The organism is Deinococcus sp. KSM4-11 (assembly GCF_004801415.1).
In the GTDB taxonomy this organism is placed as follows: Bacteria; Deinococcota; Deinococci; order Deinococcales; family Deinococcaceae; genus Deinococcus.
In genome coordinates this window covers 1,031,392-1,050,094 of sequence record NZ_SSNX01000001.1, presented here as the reverse complement: position 1 = coordinate 1,050,094, position 18,703 = coordinate 1,031,392, and the positions used below count along the sequence as shown (strand labels likewise).

At 70.7% G+C, this 18,703-nt stretch carries 12 protein-coding genes; 4 read left to right on the top strand and 8 right to left on the bottom strand.

The annotated features are described in order from the left end of the window. Positions 1 to 831: an alpha/beta hydrolase gene (locus tag E7T09_RS05305; RefSeq protein WP_136388050.1), complete on the bottom strand. Its 831-nt coding sequence runs from the start codon at positions 829 to 831 to the stop codon at positions 1 to 3. A gap of 92 nt (positions 832 to 923) precedes the next feature. Between E7T09_RS05305 and E7T09_RS05300 the strand changes: the two genes are divergently transcribed. Next, positions 924 to 1,361: an OsmC family protein gene (locus tag E7T09_RS05300; RefSeq protein ID WP_136388049.1), complete on the top strand. Its 438-nt coding sequence runs from the start codon at positions 924 to 926 to the stop codon at positions 1,359 to 1,361. Positions 1,362 to 1,451: 90 nt separating this feature from the next. Then, on the top strand, positions 1,452 to 2,006 hold the full coding sequence (locus E7T09_RS05295; protein WP_240741622.1) for a hypothetical protein: 555 nt from the start codon (positions 1,452 to 1,454) through the stop codon (positions 2,004 to 2,006). Positions 2,007 to 2,019: 13 nt separating this feature from the next. Here the strand turns inward: E7T09_RS05295 and E7T09_RS05290 are convergent, their stop codons facing one another. Further along, positions 2,020 to 2,283 carry an acylphosphatase gene (locus tag E7T09_RS05290; RefSeq protein WP_136388048.1) on the bottom strand — a complete coding sequence of 88 codons (264 nt, stop codon included), beginning with the start codon at positions 2,281 to 2,283 and terminating at the stop codon, positions 2,020 to 2,022. A gap of 148 nt (positions 2,284 to 2,431) precedes the next feature. Between E7T09_RS05290 and E7T09_RS05285 the strand changes: the two genes are divergently transcribed. Continuing rightward, positions 2,432 to 12,244, top strand: coding sequence for a translocation/assembly module TamB domain-containing protein (locus E7T09_RS05285; RefSeq protein WP_240741621.1), 9,813 nt, complete (start codon positions 2,432 to 2,434; stop codon positions 12,242 to 12,244). Positions 12,245 to 12,300: 56 nt separating this feature from the next. Here the strand turns inward: E7T09_RS05285 and E7T09_RS05280 are convergent, their stop codons facing one another. Continuing rightward, on the bottom strand, positions 12,301 to 12,756 hold the full coding sequence (locus E7T09_RS05280) for a hypothetical protein (RefSeq protein WP_168734704.1): 456 nt from the start codon (positions 12,754 to 12,756) through the stop codon (positions 12,301 to 12,303). Between the two features lie 65 nt (positions 12,757 to 12,821). Further along, positions 12,822 to 14,888, bottom strand: a complete 2,067-nt coding sequence (locus tag E7T09_RS05275) for an ABC-F family ATP-binding cassette domain-containing protein (RefSeq protein ID WP_136388046.1) — start codon at positions 14,886 to 14,888, stop codon at positions 12,822 to 12,824. A 100-nt stretch (positions 14,889 to 14,988) separates the two neighbouring features. On the opposite strand from E7T09_RS05275, the gene E7T09_RS05270 reads away from it, so the two are divergent. Further along, positions 14,989 to 15,876: a rhodanese-related sulfurtransferase gene (locus E7T09_RS05270; protein WP_136388045.1), complete on the top strand. Its 888-nt coding sequence runs from the start codon at positions 14,989 to 14,991 to the stop codon at positions 15,874 to 15,876. Between the two features lie 3 nt (positions 15,877 to 15,879). On the opposite strand, the gene E7T09_RS05265 is transcribed toward E7T09_RS05270, so the two are convergent. From E7T09_RS05265 to E7T09_RS05250, 4 genes are all read right to left on the bottom strand, one after another. Further along, positions 15,880 to 16,935, bottom strand: coding sequence for a hypothetical protein (locus tag E7T09_RS05265; RefSeq protein WP_136388044.1), 1,056 nt, complete (start codon positions 16,933 to 16,935; stop codon positions 15,880 to 15,882). Positions 16,936 to 17,037: 102 nt separating this feature from the next. Beyond that, positions 17,038 to 17,289: a hypothetical protein gene (locus tag E7T09_RS05260; protein ID WP_136388043.1), complete on the bottom strand. Its 252-nt coding sequence runs from the start codon at positions 17,287 to 17,289 to the stop codon at positions 17,038 to 17,040. Positions 17,290 to 17,406: 117 nt separating this feature from the next. Then, positions 17,407 to 18,243 carry a 3-hydroxyacyl-CoA dehydrogenase family protein gene (locus tag E7T09_RS05255; RefSeq protein WP_136388042.1) on the bottom strand — a complete coding sequence of 279 codons (837 nt, stop codon included), beginning with the start codon at positions 18,241 to 18,243 and terminating at the stop codon, positions 17,407 to 17,409. A gap of 19 nt (positions 18,244 to 18,262) precedes the next feature. Then, entirely contained in the window at positions 18,263 to 18,703 is a 441-nt protein-coding gene (locus E7T09_RS05250; protein ID WP_136388041.1) for a hypothetical protein, read from the bottom strand.

Here is an 18,703-nt window from a genome sequence, read left to right as displayed (position 1 = left end):
TCAGCCGCCCGTGTGTGCCCGCAGCCAGTCCACGATCAGTCCCCGGATCTTCTCACGGGGCTCGTCGTTCAGGAGTTCGTGGTAGCCGCCCTCCTCCAGCACCAGCGTCTTGTCACCGGACTGGATCGTGTCCACGAACCGCCGGCTGCCCTGCGGATCGGTGAGCCGGTCGGCAGTGCCGTGGATGACCAGGGTGGACAGCGTCCATTTCGCGTAGAGCGGCCACAGGGAAGCGCTCAGGCCCAGCATGCTCGCGCCGGTCAGGGCAGGCACCTTGCCGTGATAGACGCTCTCGTCGGCCTCATAGGCGGCGACCTCGTCGGCCAGGCGGGACAGGCCCGCGGTGCCGAGATCTGTCATAGGCAGCCCGGGGGCAATCCGGGCCAGCAGCGGAGCAAGACGCTTGACCAAGGCAGGCTCGTTCTCGCCGACCAGCAGCGCGGGACTGGACAGCACCACACCGCTCACGCCACGCGGGTCGCGGGCGGCGCTGGCCGCCGTGATCAGGCCGCCCATCGAATGACCGAACAGGAACAGCGGGCCGGTCTCGGCCCGCAAGGCCTCGCGCGCCTTCAGGTGATCCTCGACCAGCACGGCCATGTCCACCACTGCCCGCTGTCCGCCCGACGTGCCGTGCCCGCGCTGGTCGTAGGCGTACACGCTGAATCCGGCGTTCACCAGCGTGGGAATCAGCGCGTGGTAGCGCTCCACGTAGCGGCCCGCGTACTCGCCGACGCCATGCGAGAGCAGCACATTGCCGCACGGGCTCGGCGCGATCCACGAAAAGCCGCTGACGGGCGCGCCCGGCACCATCCACTGCTGAGGTTGCATGGAGCGAGTGTAGACCGCTCGGCCCGCGTGCATGATGGGCACCTCAACCCCAGGTAAAGGCACGCGCGGGCGGGTCAGGGCAGACTCGGGACATGGCAGACATTGCGAGGAAGGCATCGGCCCACTGGGAAGGCGACCTGCGGAGCGGCACCGGCACCGTCAGCACCGAGAGCGGCACCCTGAAGGACGCGCAGTACAGCTTCAAAACCCGCTTTGAGAGTGGCGTGGGCACCAACCCCGAGGAACTTCTGGCCAGCGCGCACGCCGGCTGCTTCACCATGCAGCTGTCCGCCCTGCTTGCCAACCACGGGCATACCGTCGAGTCCCTGGACACCCAGGCCACCTGCGAGATGGTGCGAGACGGCGCGGGCTTCAAGGTGAGCACCATGCGCCTCAGCGTGCGCGGGAAGGTCACGGGCAGCGATCAGGCCGACTTCGAGGAGCACGTGAAGCAGGCGGCCGACATGTGCCCCCTGAGCAACGTCATGAAGGGCAACGTCGAGATCGTCCACGAAGCGATTCTGGAATAAGCTCCGCTGAGCCGGCGCCCTGGCCCTGCGGCCGGGGCGCCGCGCCAGTTCAGGGATGACGGTCGCGCGGGAGACCGTCAGACTGGTGGGATGGGCCATCTGTACTATCTGGCCGGGCCACCCGCCAGCGGCAAACGGACGGTGGGCAAGGCCCTCTCGGCGCTCACGGGCGCGGCCCTGCTCGACAACCACCTGTGGAACGACCCCATTTTCCGGGCCTACGGCGCCGACGGGATCAGTCCGCTTCCCGCCCAGGTTTTCGAACTGGCCGAGGCGGTGCGGCAGCTCAGTCTGAAGGCTCTGATTATGGCGCCGCGGGGTCATTCGCACGTCCTGACCAACTACCTCTCAGACTCGCCGGGCGCGGCGGGGGCCGTCGAGCAGCTGCGGGGCATCGCTGCCGACCGTGGCGCGGTGTTCGTGCCGGTGTGGTTGTCATGCCCAGTGGATCAACTGGCCCAGCGCGTGGTCCGGCCCGAGCGGCAGGAGAGGCTGAAACTGCGCGATCCGGTGCAGCTGCGTGACCTGCTGATCCGGCGCGGGAACCTGAGCGCTCCACCGGACGCCATCCGCATCGATACCTCGCAGGTGGAGCCGTCGGACGCCGCGCTGCTGATCGTCTCGCACGCCGGAGCGCTGTTCTGAGGTGCCGGCCCCCTCAGTAGATATGGAAGTCCCGCAGGCCGGTCGCCTCGGCGTATTGCGTCTGCACCTCGGTCACGCGGGCGTGCGGGGGGCCTCGACCGATCCAGTGCAGGAGGCGAGTCAGGTCGTCTTCAAATCCCTCGGCAACGACCTCCACGCGGCCGTCGAGGAGGTTCTCGGCGTAGCCGGTGAGCTTCAGGTCGCGGGCGCGGCGTTGCACGTACTGGCGGTAGCCGACGCCCTGGACGGTGCCGGAAACGAGAGCGGTCAGGCGCATGCCGGGCATGCTAGCGGCCCAGGGCGCGGCGCGGTGCGACGGGGCTGACGGTTCGGTGAGTTCCGCGCAGGTGCGCCCCTCACGTCGCCGTGCGTAGAATGCGAGGAATGCGGTGCGGTGGACGGATGAACTGGGAGCGGGTGGGCGCGTGACGGACGAGCCCCGTCCGCTCCCCGCCGACCCCACTCCGCCGGTTCCCGACGCTCCCCCGCCGTCCCGCCGCCGCCGGATCTGGCCGTGGGTACTCCTGGCTGTCCTGGCCGTGCTGGCGCTGGTCGTCGCCTTCCTGCCCACCCTGTTCGGCGGCCTACTGGTGCGGCAGTACGGTGGCCCGGCGGGCGTCACGGCCGGGCGGGTCAGCGGGCCGCTGTGGGCCCCCCGCCTGAACGACGTGACCGTGAAGCTGCCCGGCGTCGAGGCGACGGCCGGAACGGTCGGCGTGACCATCGATCACCTGGATCTGGCCGGGAAGGCCGTGACGTTGGCCGTACAGGCGTCCGACGCCGTGGTGGATCTCCGCCTGAAACAGCTGCTGTCCGGCAAGCCGGGCACGGCGGGTACGGGAAGCGGCTGGACGGTGCGGTTGGGGCAGGTGGACGTGCGCAACACCCGCGTGAACGTGGACGGAACGGGCGTGAACCTCCCGGATGGGAATTTCAGCGTACAGACAGGAGCCGATGGCACGCTGGCGATTCGCGGCAACACGAGCCACGGCCCGGCGCAGGCCGACGTCAGGATCACTCAGGGCGCCAGTGGGAACATCTTTACCATCCACTTCGATGCCGATGCCCGTCTGGTGAACCAGTTCTGGCCCGGGATCACCGCGGGGCAGCTCAGCGGGCAGTACGTGGTCGGCGACGGCCCCGTGCGGGGTGACGTCCACCTGACGGGCGGGGCCATCCGCGTGCCAGAGGCGAAGTTCGTGACCGTGACCGGAATCACGGGCGGCGCTACGCACCAGGGCAACGACATCAGCTTCAAGATCGCCGGTCTCGGCTGGAACGGGCCGGTCACCGCGACCGGTGGCGTCGATCTGAGCGCGAAGAACTGGACGGTCACCGCCGACGCGGCGCCCACCGTGGCTGGGCTGGCCACGGCGCTCGGCACCGCTGGCACCGGCGACCTCAAGCTGCGCGTGACGGCCGGGGGCTGGACGACCGTGCGCGTGAAGGGCTACGCCACCGGGGCCGGCACGCTGGCCGGCGTGAGATTTACCGATGCGAACGCGCAGTACACCTTCCTGAGCGAACCCGGCCACAAGGGCGGGCTCACCAACGACCTGGCCTTCAGCGCCGATACCCACCTGGCCGGCGCGCCCCAGCACCTCGAAGGCACCTGGGCGCTGGGCCGCTTGGGGCAGGCCACTGTCGTCGGCTCCTTTGGGCAGAAGCCGCTGGACGTGCAGGCGACCATCGACGCGCACAACCGCCTGAGCTTCGTGGGGAGCGGACTGGGTGGCCCCCTGCGCGGCACCCTGGAGCTGAAGGGGCTGGCGCTGGACGCGGCTCTGAATCCCACCTACGGCGCGGCCAGGGCACACGTGGCCCTCAGCGGTGTGCCCACGAACCTGCGGGCGGTCATCACCGATGGAGTGGCGGGGCCCTTCGCGCTGGCGGGCACGGCCGTCCTCGACAAGGCCGGGGTGCGGGCGGATCTGGGAACCGCCACCCTGAACCTCGACCGGGCCTTCCGGGGAACGTGGACGGCCCGCAACCTCAGGGGCGCGGGCCTCACGCTGGACGGCGCCGGACGCATCGATCTGACCGGTGGCGACGTGACCGGTACGCTGGCCGCGCAGGTGCCGGGGCTGACCGACACCCTGCGAGGGCCGCTTAACCTGAATTACGTGCGCCAGCAGGGCACCTTCGCGCCGGGCGGGCAGCTCGCGCGGTGGGCGCAGGATTCCTTCCGGGTCAGCCTGCATGGCCTGCGTGCCGCCGGGGGCATCGTCGTGAACGGCAACGCGACCGTCACCACGACCCTGAAGGCTTTCGGCACCCTGACCGCGCGGGGCAACGGCTACAACCTCACCGCCACCGGGCACGGCACCCGCGCCAGCGTGAGCGGCACGGCGGGTGGCATCACCGTCCTCGCCGACACGGCCCTCAGCGCGCCCTACCGCACCACCGCCCGCGTGCGCGGGGCCGACATCCAGGGCACCCTCAGCATCGACAACGGTGTGCGCTTCGACCTGACCACGCAGGGGGAGACCGCGCGCGGCGTGATCGACGGACAGGCCATCACCGCCACCGGCCGCGTGAACCTCGCCGCACTGCGGCCGCTGGTGAAGGTCGCGGATCTGGCGGGCACCCTCGACCTGAACCTATCGGGCACCGGGGGGACGGCGACGATCCGGGCCTCCGCATCCGGCGTGGGTGTGGTCGGCACCCTGGCCCGCGCGGCGGGCGCGGTTACGGCCCGTGTGACGGCCAGCGCTGGCGGTGCAAGTGCCCAGCTCGCGGGCCGCATCTACCCGGATGTCCAGGTCGGCGGCAGCGTGACCGCCCAGGGCCAGACCCTGACCGCGAGCGTCAGTGGCCCCTACGGCAACCTGCAGGCCAGCGCAACCGGTCGCACCGGCGACCTCGCCTTCGGAGGCGTGACCATCCCCGCGCAGGCCGTGAACCTGCGCGGCACCCTGACTCCCCGCCTCGCCGTCAGCGGCACGTGGGGCGACCTCACCGCCACCTACGACGCCACGACCGGACTGGCCCGCGTCACCGGTCAGCAAGCGCTCACCGCCTTCGGACAGGTGGGCCGCGTGCAGGGCCGCGCCACCTGGGGGCCGCCACGGGCGGGCCGCACCGCGTGGCGTGGCGCGGTCGAGGCGCGCGGCGTGCTCGACCAGTACACCGTGACGGCCACTGGCCCCTGGAACGCGCTGAACCTGCTCGTCACCGACGCCGAGGGGCTCCAGGCGCGCGGCACGGCGTCGCTGCCAGACGGCCGGTACTCGGTGAACGTGCGCGGGCCGATCGCCAGCCAGACCGGCCTGGGCGGCCTGTACGTCGACGGGCACATCGAGGGCCGCGGCACCGAACCGCGTGGGCTGGTCACGGTCACCGATGCGGGCGGCGGGAAGGCGACGGTCGATCTGCGCGGGTTCTCAGACTTCGACGTGCGGGCGCAGGGACTCACGCTGGCCGGACAGACGCTCACGGGCACTCTGACCGCCCGGAACAACCTGCTGAGCGGCACCCTGAACGCCGGGCCGCTGCTGGTCACGGCCGCCGACGGCTCGATCCGCGCGACCGGCACCTTCGCCGGGCACGACGTGATTGCCAGCGGCCACCTCACCCTGCCCGCGACCGTCTCTGACCTCACCGTGCGCGTGCGCGGCCCATATGTGGACGCGGATGCCCGGGGCGGCGTGGCCGATCTGCACGGCACCGTCACGCTCAAGGCCATGGCCTACGGCACGGTGCCTGCTCGCGTGAGCGTGCCCCGCCAGACCTTCCCACTCCGCGCCTCGTTGACCGGAGCCCGGGCCACGGTCGGTGGCCTGACCTTCCGCGCCGGCACGTGGAGCGGCGCGCTGCGGGCGCGGTATGCGCTGGCCGGTGCCCCCGGCACCCTAAGCGTGGAAGGAACCGGCACCGGTCTGGACGCTGTTCCGGCAGGGCCGATCACTGGCCGGGTCGCCGTCCTGCCCACCTTGGGCGGAACCTTCAGCACCTCCCTGGCCCCGTTCACCGGCCTGTTGCCCACAGTGCTGCGACCCGAGATCACGCCTGGACAGGTCACCGTGAACCTCGCGCCGACCTCGGCCACGCTGGCCCTGAGCGGCACGCGGTACCTGGGCGACCCGCTGGGCCTCGACGCTCGCGTGTCATGGCAGGGCGGACTGCGCGCCTCCGGCACCCTGACGCACCCCGGCACGCGCCTTCCCGTGCGCTACGACGGCCAGTCGCTGGTGATCGACGGCGCCGTGCTCGACGCCCGCACGCTGCGGCCCCTGCTGCCCGGTGCCCAGGGCAGCGCCACGCTGGACGTGCAGGTACCGAAGCTCAACTTCGCGCAGGCGACCGGGCGCGCGAGGATCAACATCGCCGCGCAGGGGCAGCGGGCCGCCGGGCTCGTCCGCCTGACGCGCGGGCAGGTCTCGGCCGACCTGACCAGCACCCTGGGTGGCGTGCCCGTGCGGATCAGCGGCCCGCTGTACCCCACGGCGGACGCGACCCTGGGCTACCAGGGGCTCACTGGAACGCTGCGGGGCGCGGCCGACACGGCCCTCACCCTGGGAGTGAAGGGCATTTATCAGAAGCAGGCGGTGAACCTCACGGCTGTGGCGACGGGACTGACCGGGCGCGTGCCCGCCCTGCGGATCAACGGAAGCGCCGCCGGTGCCGACCTCGCCCTCACGGTGAATAGGGGGGCTGGAAACGGTCTTTCCGGCTGGCACACGACGGGGGCCGTGACCCTCAGCGACCTGAAACCGTTGACCGGTGCGGCCGGGAATCTACAGGCGACCGTGGGTGGCACGCTGGCCGATCTGCGCGTCACGGCCAGCGGCATGGCGGCCGGAGTGCGGTTCGCCGCGCCGCTGAGCTACCGGGGCTCCGTGCTGAGGGTGCAGGGAGCCACCGCGACCCTGGGCCTCGGACAGGTGCGGGCCAGCGGCACCCTGCTGCCCGCCCTCGGAATCAGTGCGAAGGCCACGCTCACGTCGGGCCTGCCCGGCACGTACACGGCGCAGGTGGGTGGATCGTTCACCCGGCCCGACGTCAGCGCGCAGGGCACCCTCAGCTCCGGCGTGGCCGGACTCCAGGCGGCCGGGTCGCGCCTGAGCGCCCACCTGCTCGGCCAGGACTGGCGGGCCAGCGTCAGCGGCGCTAGCGTGGCCGGTACTCTGCGCGGCCAGCTCGGTGCGAACGCCCTTGGCGGTCTGCAGAATGCCCGGCTGAAGCTCGACACGGCGTACTTGTCGGGCACGACCCGCGTGGATCTGCGGGGTACGCCCGGCTGGAACGCCCGCACGGGCTGGAGCGGCACCCTGCGTGCCACCGGCACCGTGCCCGGCGGCCCGCTGGACGCCGTGATCGACGGGCAGGGCGAGCTGAAGCTCGCAGCCATGATCGGCCTGCCCCCCCGGCAGGCCCGCGTGACCGGCACCCTGCCGGCCAGCCTGCCCTTCCGTCCGGGCGGCACCGTGACCCTGGCTGCCTTCGACGCGGGCGCGCTGTGGGGCCGTGCCGACCAGCTCAGTCTGAGCGGCACGGCCACGCTGGGCGGCCGGACGTGGAGCGCACCCGAAGCGGGCTTCAAGGGCGCGGTGCTCGACACGGCCGGCGACCTGAGCGGTGACCTGGGCGCCACGTACCGTGCCGGTGACGTCAGCGTGCGGCTGGCCGGGCCGAAGGTCGCGGGCGGCGGCGCCCTCACCTCGGGCCGCTACGACCTGACGCTGCGAACCGATCCCATCCAGGTGGCCCGGCTGCTGCCTTCCGGTCTGAACGTGCGGACGCTGGATCTCGCCGGAAGCGTGACGGCGCAGGGCACGCTCGCGGGCGGGCCGCACTACCTCCGATTGCGCACGCTCGCCATCCGGGGGGAACAGGAGCAGGCGGGACCGTTCAGCCTGTACGGCAGCGCCACCTACACCCCCCGCCAGATCGACGCGGCCCTGAGCGGCAGCTTGCGCGGCGGCGTCCTGCGCGCACAGGGCAGCCTGCCCGATGGCGTGCATGTCACCGTCAGTGATCTGGCGACCCAGTATGTCCGCGCGGTGTCGCTGGGGCGCGGCACGCTAGGGGCCGACCTGACGGTGCGCGGCCGGGCGGCCGACCCCACCGTCGAGGGAACCGTGTCCGCCCGGACGGACGCCGTGGACGCGCGCATCACCCTGGCGGGCCGGGTTACCGACCCCCATGCCACGGTCCGTGCCGCGCTGCTCGGGGCGGCCCGCGGCACCCTGTATGCCGATGTCAAGAACCTGAACCTCTCCCAGGGCCGCGTTGATGCACGTGTGTACGGCACGGTTGCCAGCGGCGGCACCACCGCGAAGGTGGATCTCGCCGGAACCTGGCCGAAGCTCGCGGGTGCGGTGAACGCCACGGTCGCTGGTGTGGCCGAACCTCTGTCCCTGACCGGCGATGGGCTCGGCACCTACCGGCTGGACGCGGGCACCCTCGGCGGCGGCACCCTGACGCTGGGCCGCCTGACCGGCTTCCTGCCCGCCCTGACCGGAACCCTGAGCCTCCGGCCGCTTCCGCTGGTCGGGGGAACGGGCGACGCGACCCTGGACGCGACCGTGGGTGGCACCCTCGCCGCTCCGACCCTCGCTGCCCAGCTCAGCACCAGTGGCGCCACGGCCTCCGGCGTCACCCTCGCCGACACGACGGGAACCTTCACCGGCACGCTGTCCTCGCTGACGGGGATGCTCACCCAGGCAGGCTCGACCGTGGCCAGCGTCAGCGGCGGCAGCGTCAAACTCAGCGGCTTCGCCCTGACGGCGGCGGGGAGCACGGTGAAGCTCAGCGGCACCGCCGCCCTGAACGGCACCGCCGACGTAACCGTGGCGGCAAGTGGCACGGTGGGGGGCACGCTGCGCGCCACGTATGGGGCCCGTTCGCTGGGCGTGACCGGCCAGATCACCGGCCCGCAGAACCTGAACGCGGCGCTCGACCTGCACCTTGATCCGCTTACCGGCTGGCACGGCACGGCGCAGGTCTCGGGCGGCCCCGCCGGCATCCTGACCGGCCCGGCCGCCCTGACCGTGACCGGCCCCCTGGCGTACCCACGCCTGGGCGGCGAGGCGGGCGTTCTCGGGGCCGGCGCGCGCGTGGTGGCCACCGCCCGGTACGTGCAGCTCCGGCTGGTGGACGGCCCGGCGGCGACCGCCAGCGGGGTGCTGGAACTCCGGCCCGATCAAGCGGGCGCGTGGGCGTGGAGTGGTGCGGCCAGCCTGACCCGTCCGGAACTCGGGTTCAGCGTCACTCCGTCCGGCCCGCTGGCCAACCCGACCCTGCTGCTCAGTGTACGCCGGGGCCAGTGGCGCGCCGCCGGCACCGCCAGCCTGCACGCGGCGAGCCTGACCGTGAGCGACGGCGAGCGGGACGGCCAGGTGGCGTGGGACGGCACGCAGATCGCAGCGAACCTGCCCGGACTGCAGCTCTCCCGCCTGGATCTCCCGGGCTACGAGGGCACCGTCACGGCCACGGGACAGGTTCGTTCGGACGGTCAGGCGGGCGCGCTGGCCGTGCAGGTCACGGACGTCACCACCCCGATCACCATTCCTTACCTGGGGGTCACCCTGGCCGGAGACGTCACCGCCGACGTGACCCTAAGCGGCGGGAAACCCAGCGTGAAGGCGGTGGCCACGCTCCCGGCGGGCACCCTGACCCTGAACGCTGCCCAGGGGGAACGCCGCTGGACGGGCCAGCTGACCGGGCACCTCACCCACCAGCAGGGCACCATCGACCTGAAGGTCGGGGCCGACACCAGTGGGCTCAACGGCACGGTGACGCTCGCCGATTACCCCGTCAATGCGGCCGGGCAGAACCTCACGCTCGGCGGCACGCTCGCCCTGGGTGGGCAGACCTTCACGGCCGCCCTCACCGCCGCCAGCGGGGCCGGGTCAGCCAGCGTGGACGCGTCGGGCGGTATCGCCGACGTGCTGCCTGCCGCCTCGTCGATCGTGGCGGTGCACGCCACGGATCAGGGCTACGCCGTCCGGGCCGTGCTCGACAGCCTGGAAGTCCGCGACCTGAAGCTCGCCCCCGGCCTGTCCGGTCCCCTCAGCGGGGAAGCGAACCTCCGGGACGGGGGCGGCACCTTCGTCGTGCGGGCCGATCCCCTCACCATCGGCGGCAAGACCCTGCCCGCCCGCATCGAGGGCACGCAGGTCGCCGGTGACTGGCGCATCCGGGGGTTCCTGGGCGAATCGGAATTCACGGCGGGCCTGAGCAGCGGCGAGGTCTTCGGTCAGGGCAGCCTGCGGGCATTGCCGCTGGGCGCCGTGATCGGTGCGGTGGCCGGCACCACGCCCGGAGAGGGTGTCCTGACGGGCGTGATCCGCTTCCGGTTCCCGCTCGGCGATCCGCTGGCGGGCACCGCGACCGTCGTCGCGGAACGCATCCGGGTGAGTGCGACGTCCACTCTGGACGGCAAGCCCATGACCGACACGCTGATCGGCAGCGGTTCCCTGAACTTCGCGAACCGGGAGCTGCGGTCCGTGAACATCCAGCTGGCCGGGGCTGGCACCTGGGACGTGCACGGTCAGTACACCCACGACAAGGTCGACCTGACCGCGCAGTTCGCGAATACGACCTTCACCCCGGTGCTGCAGCTCGTGCCGTCGCTGGCCGACCTGGGCGCGAACTTCAAGGGCACCGTCGTCCTGAGCGCGGCGGGAACGTACGCGCAGCCGCGCGCCGCCGTGCGGGTCACCAACCTGAGCGGCACCGTCGCGGGCCTGAGCGTCCAGGTGCCGCGCCTCGCGGGCGACCTGCCGGACAGCGGGGCCTTCACGGCGGGTGGGCAGGTGCTCACGGGCGGCACGGTGGCCACCGACGGCGCGGTCAGTGTGAAGGGACAGCTCACGCAGGGCCGCCTGAGCGGCGTGGTGGCCACCTTCAAGGGCCTGCTCGCCCCGCAGGTGCTGGGGGCCCTGCCGAACACCACCGCCACGCTGAAACAGGAGACCGACACCCGCTGGACCGTGAACGTGCAGAGCCTCAGCACCAACACCACCACGGGCGCGGGGACGCTGACTCTCAGCGGAGACCTCGCGCCGCGCTGGAACCTGAGCCTGATCGCCCGCAACTACAACCTGCCCCTGGGCATCGTGTATGGTCGCGAGAGTGCCCTCAACGCCGACCTGAGCGCCATCGACGACGGCACGGTGATCCACGTGACCGGCGCGGCCGACTTCCTGCGGCTGATCCTCGGGCGCGTGAACGCCCCCACGACCATTCCGTCGCCGGGGCAGAGCACGACCACCAGCACCACCGGGCGCACCACCGACAACTACGCCAGTCCGCTGCCCGAGCAGTACACGACCTTCCCCAAACCCGCGCAGGACACGGCCGCCGCGCCCGCCCGGCCCTTCCTGGAGCGCCTGGTGTTCGAAGACATTCCCATCCGCGCGCCGGGCGGCATCCGCGTCGACGAGAACCTCGTTCGGGCGGAATTTAGCGGCAACCTGATGCTTTCGGGGACGGGGGCGCGGCCGCTGCTGGCGGGCACTATCGTGTCCCAGCGGGGGTTCATCTACCTGCGAGAGAACGAATTCACGCTCCAGGCGTCCACGGTCACCTTCGACGGCAGCAGCCTGTTTCCGAAGTTCGACATCACCGCGCAGGGCACCGTGCCGTCCTCCACCACCGGGCAGAGCGTGCCGGTCAGCATCCACCTGACCGGGCAGTTCGTGACGCGCACCAGCGGCGACACCAGCCTGGATCTCACCACCACCCTCACCTGCCCCACCCAGGGATCGGTGTGCACAGACCCGACCACCGGGATCGCCTACAGCGAGCCGGAACTGTACGCCCTGGTCGCGACGGGCGTGCCGAACCTGACCGCCCTGCCGGAGAACCTGAGTTCGCTCGGCACCAGCGCCCTGCAGACGGCCCTGAACGTCTTCGTGCTGGGCGAAGTCGAGCGCACCATCGCCCGCGCCTTCGGCTTGGACGTCTTCCGCTTCACGCCGCAGCTCACGAACGCGGACGGTTCCCTGGGGGCCACCATCACGCTCGGCTCGTACCTCACCCGCAACCTGTACCTGCAATATCAGGTGGATCTGAACGGCAAGGGTCTGATCGACGCGACGTACAGCACGCCGGACAACCGCTTCACCTTCAGCGTCAGCACCCCCCTGACTGGCCTGAACCTGCAGTCGCTGCGACCCAGCTTCAGCACCGCGTACAACATCAATCCGCGCACCAGCGTGAGTATCGGCGTGAAGAACACCACCGAGACCACCCAGGTTCGGTTCGGGGTCACGTACCGCTTCGGCAACTGAGAATCATAGAAGGGCCGCGCCCCAGACTCCTGGACGCGGCCCCTGGGAATCCCGGCTCAGTGGCTGACGGTCACGCTCGCGCGGGGCTCCAGCGCGTAGAAGGCCACGATGGCCACCAGGGTGCCCACCCAGCCGGGCGCGCTGCCCAGTTCCAGCTCGAAGGGGCGGCCCAGCACCGTGCTGCCCAGCTGACCGACCAGCTTCTCGCCGCTCTGCTGCGCCACCACGTTCCACCCGACGATGGGTTCACCCATGAAGCCGGTCACGCGATCCACGCCGCGCAGCACGAGTTTCTGGCTGCCCACGTTGCCCTTGAGCTCGCCGTCGGTCAGTTCGATCTTCACGCTGTCCGCGCCCACGGAACCCTGCACGCCGCGTTCGGTGATTTCGAGGTCGATGTCCTTGCCGTGCAGCTTGCCGCCCGCGCGGCCCTTGATCGTATCGCCGTCGATGACGCAGCGGATGTCGTATCCGCTCTCGCCCCCGAGGCGTCCTTTGATGAGGTCGTCCATGCGCGGAAGTATAGCGGTGGCCCGCATGAGGTGTGACCCAGACCCCTCTGTGGGAGATCAGGGCATCAGCGGATCACGCCCGTACGCTCGAACCACACGCGGCGGGTGAGCTGTGGGCCGTCCTCCCCCAGCTGCACCCGGCCCACGTTCCAGCGTTCGAACAGAATGCGCAGGGCCCCGCCCAGCAGGATTCCCCCATACCAGCCCGGCGGATCGCCGTTCCAGCGCATGGTCAGACCGTCCCACGCGAGGTGCGGGCAGGTCTCGTCCTGCGCCGCCCAGAACATGCCGCCATGCGCCCCGAACCGTTGCGCCCGGATGGTGAGGCCCGGCTCGCGCACGTGGTCGTCATACTGCGGGGCGTCGAAGGCCGCCGCGTACAGGTCGTATAGGTGCTCCTGCAGGGCGTGAGCCTGCGAGCGCAGGCGGGCCTCCTCGCGTCCGGTCAGCTTCCCCGGCTGATCGAGCTGCGCGCGGATGTCCAAGAGCTGGTTCTCGACCGGCACCAGCCGTTGCCGGGGGGTCGGCGTCGGGGGGGGTGGCGGTGGATCCCCCTTGAGCGTCGCGGCGGGATCACGGTACTCGCGGCTGCCCCAGCCGAGGGGTTCCCGCAGCGTGCCGTCCTCCACCATCCACAGGCGGTTGGCGACCTCCCGCGCAAAGCGCCGGTCATGGGTGACAATCACGACCGCGCCCGCATACGCGTGAATGGCCTCCTCCAGCGCGTGCAGCGCCTCCACGTCCAGGTGGTTGGTGGGTTCGTCCAGCAGCAGCAGGTCGGCCCGCAGGGCGCTCACCAGGGCCAGCCCCGCCCGCGCCCGCTCGCCGCCGGACAGCACCTCCGGCGTCTTGGCCCAGTCGTCTGCGGTGAAGCCTGCGCGGCCCAGCACCGCGTTCGCCCCACGCCCGAAGCGCCGCTCGAACTGCGCGTGCAATCCCACGCCGGGCAGCAGGCCATGCCAGGTCTGATCCAGACTGGCGACGCTCACCCCACCGCCCAGCCGCAGCGCAGGTTCTGGCGAACCGGGATCCGGGGCCGTCTCACCCGACAGCAGGCGCATCAGGGTCGTCTTGCCGGTGCCGTTCGCGCCCATCAGGGCCACCCGGTCGCCCTGGCGCAGCCGGAAGGCCACGTCCGACAGCACCGGCCGCCCCGCATACGACTTCCCGAGGTGGTCACCCCACGCCACCAGCCGGGCCTGCGATGTGCCCGCCAGCAGGCGCATCCGGAGCTGCCGCTCGGGCAGGGGCGCCTCCGGCACGGCCACGCGGCTCGCCCTCGATTTCATGGCCCGCGACCGCCGCCCCCACCGATCCAGCTGCTCCACGCTCCCTGAGAGCCGCGCCGCTTCTCGCTCGCCCAGCCGCGCCGCGCGGGACTGCGTGCGGCGCTCCAGTTCCCGCTGCGCCCGGGCGCGCGAGTACCCGCCCGGATATTCGGTGCCCTCACCTCCCTCCAGCCACAGCGAGCGCCCCGCCACCGCGTCCAGAAAATCACGGTCGTGGCTGGTCAGCAGGACGCCCCCCCGGAAGTCCCGCAGCCAGCCCTCCAGCCACTCGCGCATCCGCACGTCCAGGTGGTTCGTTGGCTCGTCCAGCACCAGCAGATCCGGCTCGCGCGCCAGCGCCAGGGCCAGCGCCAGTCGCGTGCGCTCGCCGCCCGACAGGGTCGCCGCCTCCCGCTCCAGGAAGCGCGTCAGGTCGAGCATCCCCAGGATGCGCCGCACCCGTGTGGGCCACGCATACGCCTGCGCGGCGTCCAGGAGGACGTGCAACGCCGTCCACGCCTCCAGCACCGACGGGTTCCCCAGGTCGGCCTCCAGCGCCAGCAACTCCGCCTCCAGCTCCCGGTACGGGTGCGCCGCGTCCACCAGGTCGTCCACCCTGACGCCCGCCGGATGCGCATGATGCTGCGCCAGCACCGCCACCCGCAGCCCATCCGCCCGCCACACGCTGCCCTCGTCCGGCACGACCTCTCCGGTCAGCACCCGCAGCAGCGTCGTCTTACCGGCTCCGTTGCGGCCCAGCAGCGCCACCCGCTCGCCCTCCGCCACACTCAGCGACACGCCATCCAGCACCGCCCGCTCTCCGTACACCACGGATACGGCTTCGGCCACCAGAAGCGTGCTCACACAGCGGAGGCTAGCAGAGGGCAGGGGAGAGGGAATGGGCCGGATGGCGCAGTGGGCACGTGAGCCCCGCAACGCTGTTCATCGGCTATGATCCTCACCGATGGCCGAGTCTGCCCCCTTCATCGTCGCCGCGCTCTACCAGTTCCACGAGGTCCTCGATCCCGCCGCGCTGCGTGAACGCCTTCTTGCCCTAGGCCGCGCGCATGCCCTGTGCGGCACGCTGATCGTGGCGCCCGAGGGCATCAATGGCACCGTGGCCGGGTCGCGCGAGGGCATCGACGCGGTGAAGGCTGTGCTGGTCGAGCTGGGATTCGGCAACCTGGAGTTCAAGGAATCCACGGCGTCCGTCCAGCCATTCCGGCGGTTCAAGGTGCGGCTGAAGGCGGAGATCGTGACCTTTGGCGTGCCGGTCGCTCCGCGCGAGCAGGTGGGCACATATGTCCGCGCGGCCGAGTGGAATGCCCTGCTGGCCGACCCGGACGTGATCGTGATCGACACCCGCAACCGCTACGAGGTCAAGGCCGGAGCTTTCCGTGGGGCGGTGAATCCGCAGATCGATTCATTCCGTGAATTTCCCACGTGGCTGGACGAGCACGCCGGGGAGCTGGACGGCAGGCGGGTGGCCATGTACTGCACGGGTGGCATCCGGTGCGAGAAGAGCACCAGCCTGCTGCTTCAGCGCGGATTCACGGACGTGTTTCACTTGCAGGGCGGAATCCTGCGGTACCTGGAGGAGGTGCCCCAGGAGGCCAGCCGGTGGGACGGCGAGTGCTTCGTCTTCGATGGCCGCGTGACCGTGGGCCACGGGGTGAAGGAGGGGAGCGCGGTCATGTGCCATTCCTGCGGCTGGCCGCTCGATGCCCGGGAGCTGGACGACGCGCGGTACGAGGAAGGCGTGAGCTGCGCCCACTGCCACGCCCGGACGCCGGACGCCCAGAAGGCCGCGTTCCGCGATCGGCAGCGGCAGTTCGATGCCGGTCTGCTCTGAACTTCAGTCGCCCGATGCTTCCGGCGGCAGCGCGGGGGGAAACAGCAGGGCGCTGAGGCCCAGGCCACCCAGGCCCGCCATGACCGCCACGCCCAGCCACAACTCCAGGCTCAGGTTGCTCAGGCCGAGCCGGACGGCGCCGCCCAGGTACGGCACCCACACGCACAGTGGCAGCAGGAACGAGAAGGCCCGCAGGTGGTGAAGACGCCGGGGTGACGGCTGCATGACCGCGTGCAAGACATCGGCCAGCAGCCCGCAGGCCAGCGCCAGCACAGGCACGCGGAAGTCGCCGGGTTGCAGCATGAGCGCCAGCCCCAGGTTCGTCACTGCGTACATCACCGTGATCGCGCCGAACGGCAGTGTGAACCGGCGCAGTAGCAGCAGCACCGGCGCGGTCATGATCAGGGCCGTCAGCAGCACGGCGCTCAATTCACCGCGCGTCTGCACCCAGCCGAGCCCCTGCGGCACCATCAGCAGACCCCACATGTACATGTGCATGAAGGCCGTGGCCGCCAGCATGGACGTGACCGAGAGGGCCGCGACCCACCGCACTGCGCTGGGAGCGGTGCGGCCCACGGGCGAGCGCCACGCGGCGTTCAACGGGGCGGCCAGGATCAACATGGCTCCAGTAAAGAGCCCCAGGTGGGTGGGCGAGAGGAGGGCCTCGATTCCCACCTCGATGCCCAGCAGCGTGTGCCAGATCAGGTCGCCTGCGCCGGCCACCGCGAACAGCGGGACGCCCAGGCCCGCCAGCGCATAGCCGTCCGGGAAGGCGGCCAGGCCGCGCCGCCCCAGCTTCCACCCACGCGACGCGAGGTACAGGCACCACGCGGCCACCGCCGCGAAGCCGCTGTAGAACACGGCGTGCCACGGCGTGAAGAAGCTCTCGATGGTGTCGCCCCGCTGGTTGTGCGCCCAGCCGTCCAGGAACAGGCCGCCGATCAGCCACAGGCCCAGCAACATGGTCAGCAGGTTCTCGCGCGTGGTGGCGCGGTACGGGTCGGTGAGTGGACGGCCCGTGTCCGGGTGGACGCCGGCCGGATCAGGCAGCGTGGTCATGCGTCAGTGTAGGCCGCAGACTGGCCGCCACACCGCGCATCCAAGGCCAAGCCCCTGGATCGGGCATGATCCAGGGGCGTCAGATGTGTGTTGGTTGGGCGGTCAGGCGGCGCCGCTGTACGTCTGGTCGAACTGCACCTGACGATCCAGCTCGTCCAGCGCCTGCCGGTAGAGGTCGCCGGGCACCTGATCCACGGCGGCCAGGAAGATCGCCGCCTCGTCCAGGGTGGCGTGCGTCGAGTCATGGTGCCAGCCGGGCCCCTCCGCTTTCAGGCTCACACGGCCGGCGTGGATCAGGAACCGCACGCGGCCCTGTGCCGTCCGCGTATCGCTGTAGTGGCGGGTGACGTTCATGAGGGCAGCATAGACCACACAAGATGACGCTTGAATCCACCAAATTGACGACGTCTTAAGGATGTCTTGAGCTACGGTCACGACAGAACCCTGCGATCCCGTTCTGACTACCTCGTGTCAGTAGGTGTAAAAGCCCTGGCCGCTCTTCCGACCCAGGAGGCCCGCCTGCACCATCTTTCTCAGCAGCGGACTCGGCCGGTACTTGTCATCCCCCAGGCCCCGGTGCAGCACCTCCATGATGCTCAGGCAGGTGTCCAGCCCAATGAAATCCGCCAGCGTCAGTGGGCCCATCGGGTGGTTCATGCCCAGTTTCATGATGCCGTCGATGGCCTCCGGTTCGGCCACCCCATCCATGACGCACTGAATGGCCTCGTTCAGCATGGGCATCAGAATGCGGTTGCTCACGAATCCGGGGAAGTCGTTGCACGAGAGTGCGGTCTTCCCCATCGTTGAGGCCGTGTCGGTCACGATCCGCGCGGTCTCGTCGCTCGTCGAATAGCCCCTGATGACTTCCACGAGCTGCATCAGCGGCACCGGGTTCATGAAGTGCATCCCGATAAAGAGCTCCGGGCGGCCCGACGCCGATGCCAGCGCCGTGATCGGAATGGAGCTGGTGTTGCTCGCCAGGATGCCCGAAGGCTTCACGATCTCCCCAAGCGTCCTGAACAGGTCAGCCTTCACCTGTTCGTTCTCGACGATGGCCTCCACGACCAGATCACAGTCTGCGAAGTCCTCCAACTGCGTGGTAAAGCGGATACGGCCCAGGATGACGTCCGGCGTGTCCGTGAGTTTGCCTTTGTCATGGAGTTTGGCCAGCGACTTCTCGATCACAGCCTTCCCACGATCCAGGAAGGCCTGCTGAACATCCTGCACCACCACATCGAATCCACTCTGGGCGGCGACCTGCGCGATGCCGCCGCCCATCTGCCCTGCACCAATGACTCCGAATTTCATGGTTGCCTCCTGATGATTGTCAACGGCGCAGTGCTCGGCGCAGGGCGTCCGGCAGACCGGATTCCTCGCCGAAGCCGATCAGCACGCGGCGACCGCCCACGAGGCGCACTTCCGTGAAGTCCTGCCCGCCCAGCGAGTACAGCCAGCCGTCCGGCAGCAGCCGCAGGCCGACAGCGAAGGGGGACTCCACCTTGACGACATTCACTTTCGCGATGGCCGCCAGCGGATAGACCTGACGGAACAGAGACGGCCCGAGCCACACACTGAGCGTGCCGCCCTGCACGGCCGCCCCTAAGCGGCTGAGCGTCGCCACCAGCATTCCCATGACGGCCAGCACCCCGAAGACCGGCAGGGCGTCGGGGGAAGTCGCGGTGCCCGTGATCAGCAGTCCCGACAGGGCAGCCGTCAACACCGCCGCGTAGCCCCACACGATGATGGTTCTGGACTTGAGGAAGGTCAC

Coding starts and splice junctions, on each gene's coding strand:
- E7T09_RS05300 (WP_136388049.1), top strand. CDS start 924: ATGGCAGACATTGCGAGGAAGGCATCGGCCCACTGGGAAGGCGACCTG.
- E7T09_RS05280 (WP_168734704.1), bottom strand. CDS start 12,756: ATGGACGACCTCATCAAAGGACGCCTCGGGGGCGAGAGCGGATACGAC.
- E7T09_RS05305 (WP_136388050.1), bottom strand. CDS start 831: ATGCAACCTCAGCAGTGGATGGTGCCGGGCGCGCCCGTCAGCGGCTTT.
- E7T09_RS05260 (WP_136388043.1), bottom strand. CDS start 17,289: ATGAACGTCACCCGCCACTACAGCGATACGCGGACGGCACAGGGCCGC.
- E7T09_RS05295 (WP_240741622.1), top strand. CDS start 1,452: ATGGGCCATCTGTACTATCTGGCCGGGCCACCCGCCAGCGGCAAACGG.
- E7T09_RS05290 (WP_136388048.1), bottom strand. CDS start 2,283: ATGCGCCTGACCGCTCTCGTTTCCGGCACCGTCCAGGGCGTCGGCTAC.
- E7T09_RS05265 (WP_136388044.1), bottom strand. CDS start 16,935: ATGACCACGCTGCCTGATCCGGCCGGCGTCCACCCGGACACGGGCCGT.
- E7T09_RS05270 (WP_136388045.1), top strand. CDS start 14,989: ATGGCCGAGTCTGCCCCCTTCATCGTCGCCGCGCTCTACCAGTTCCAC.
- E7T09_RS05255 (WP_136388042.1), bottom strand. CDS start 18,243: ATGAAATTCGGAGTCATTGGTGCAGGGCAGATGGGCGGCGGCATCGCG.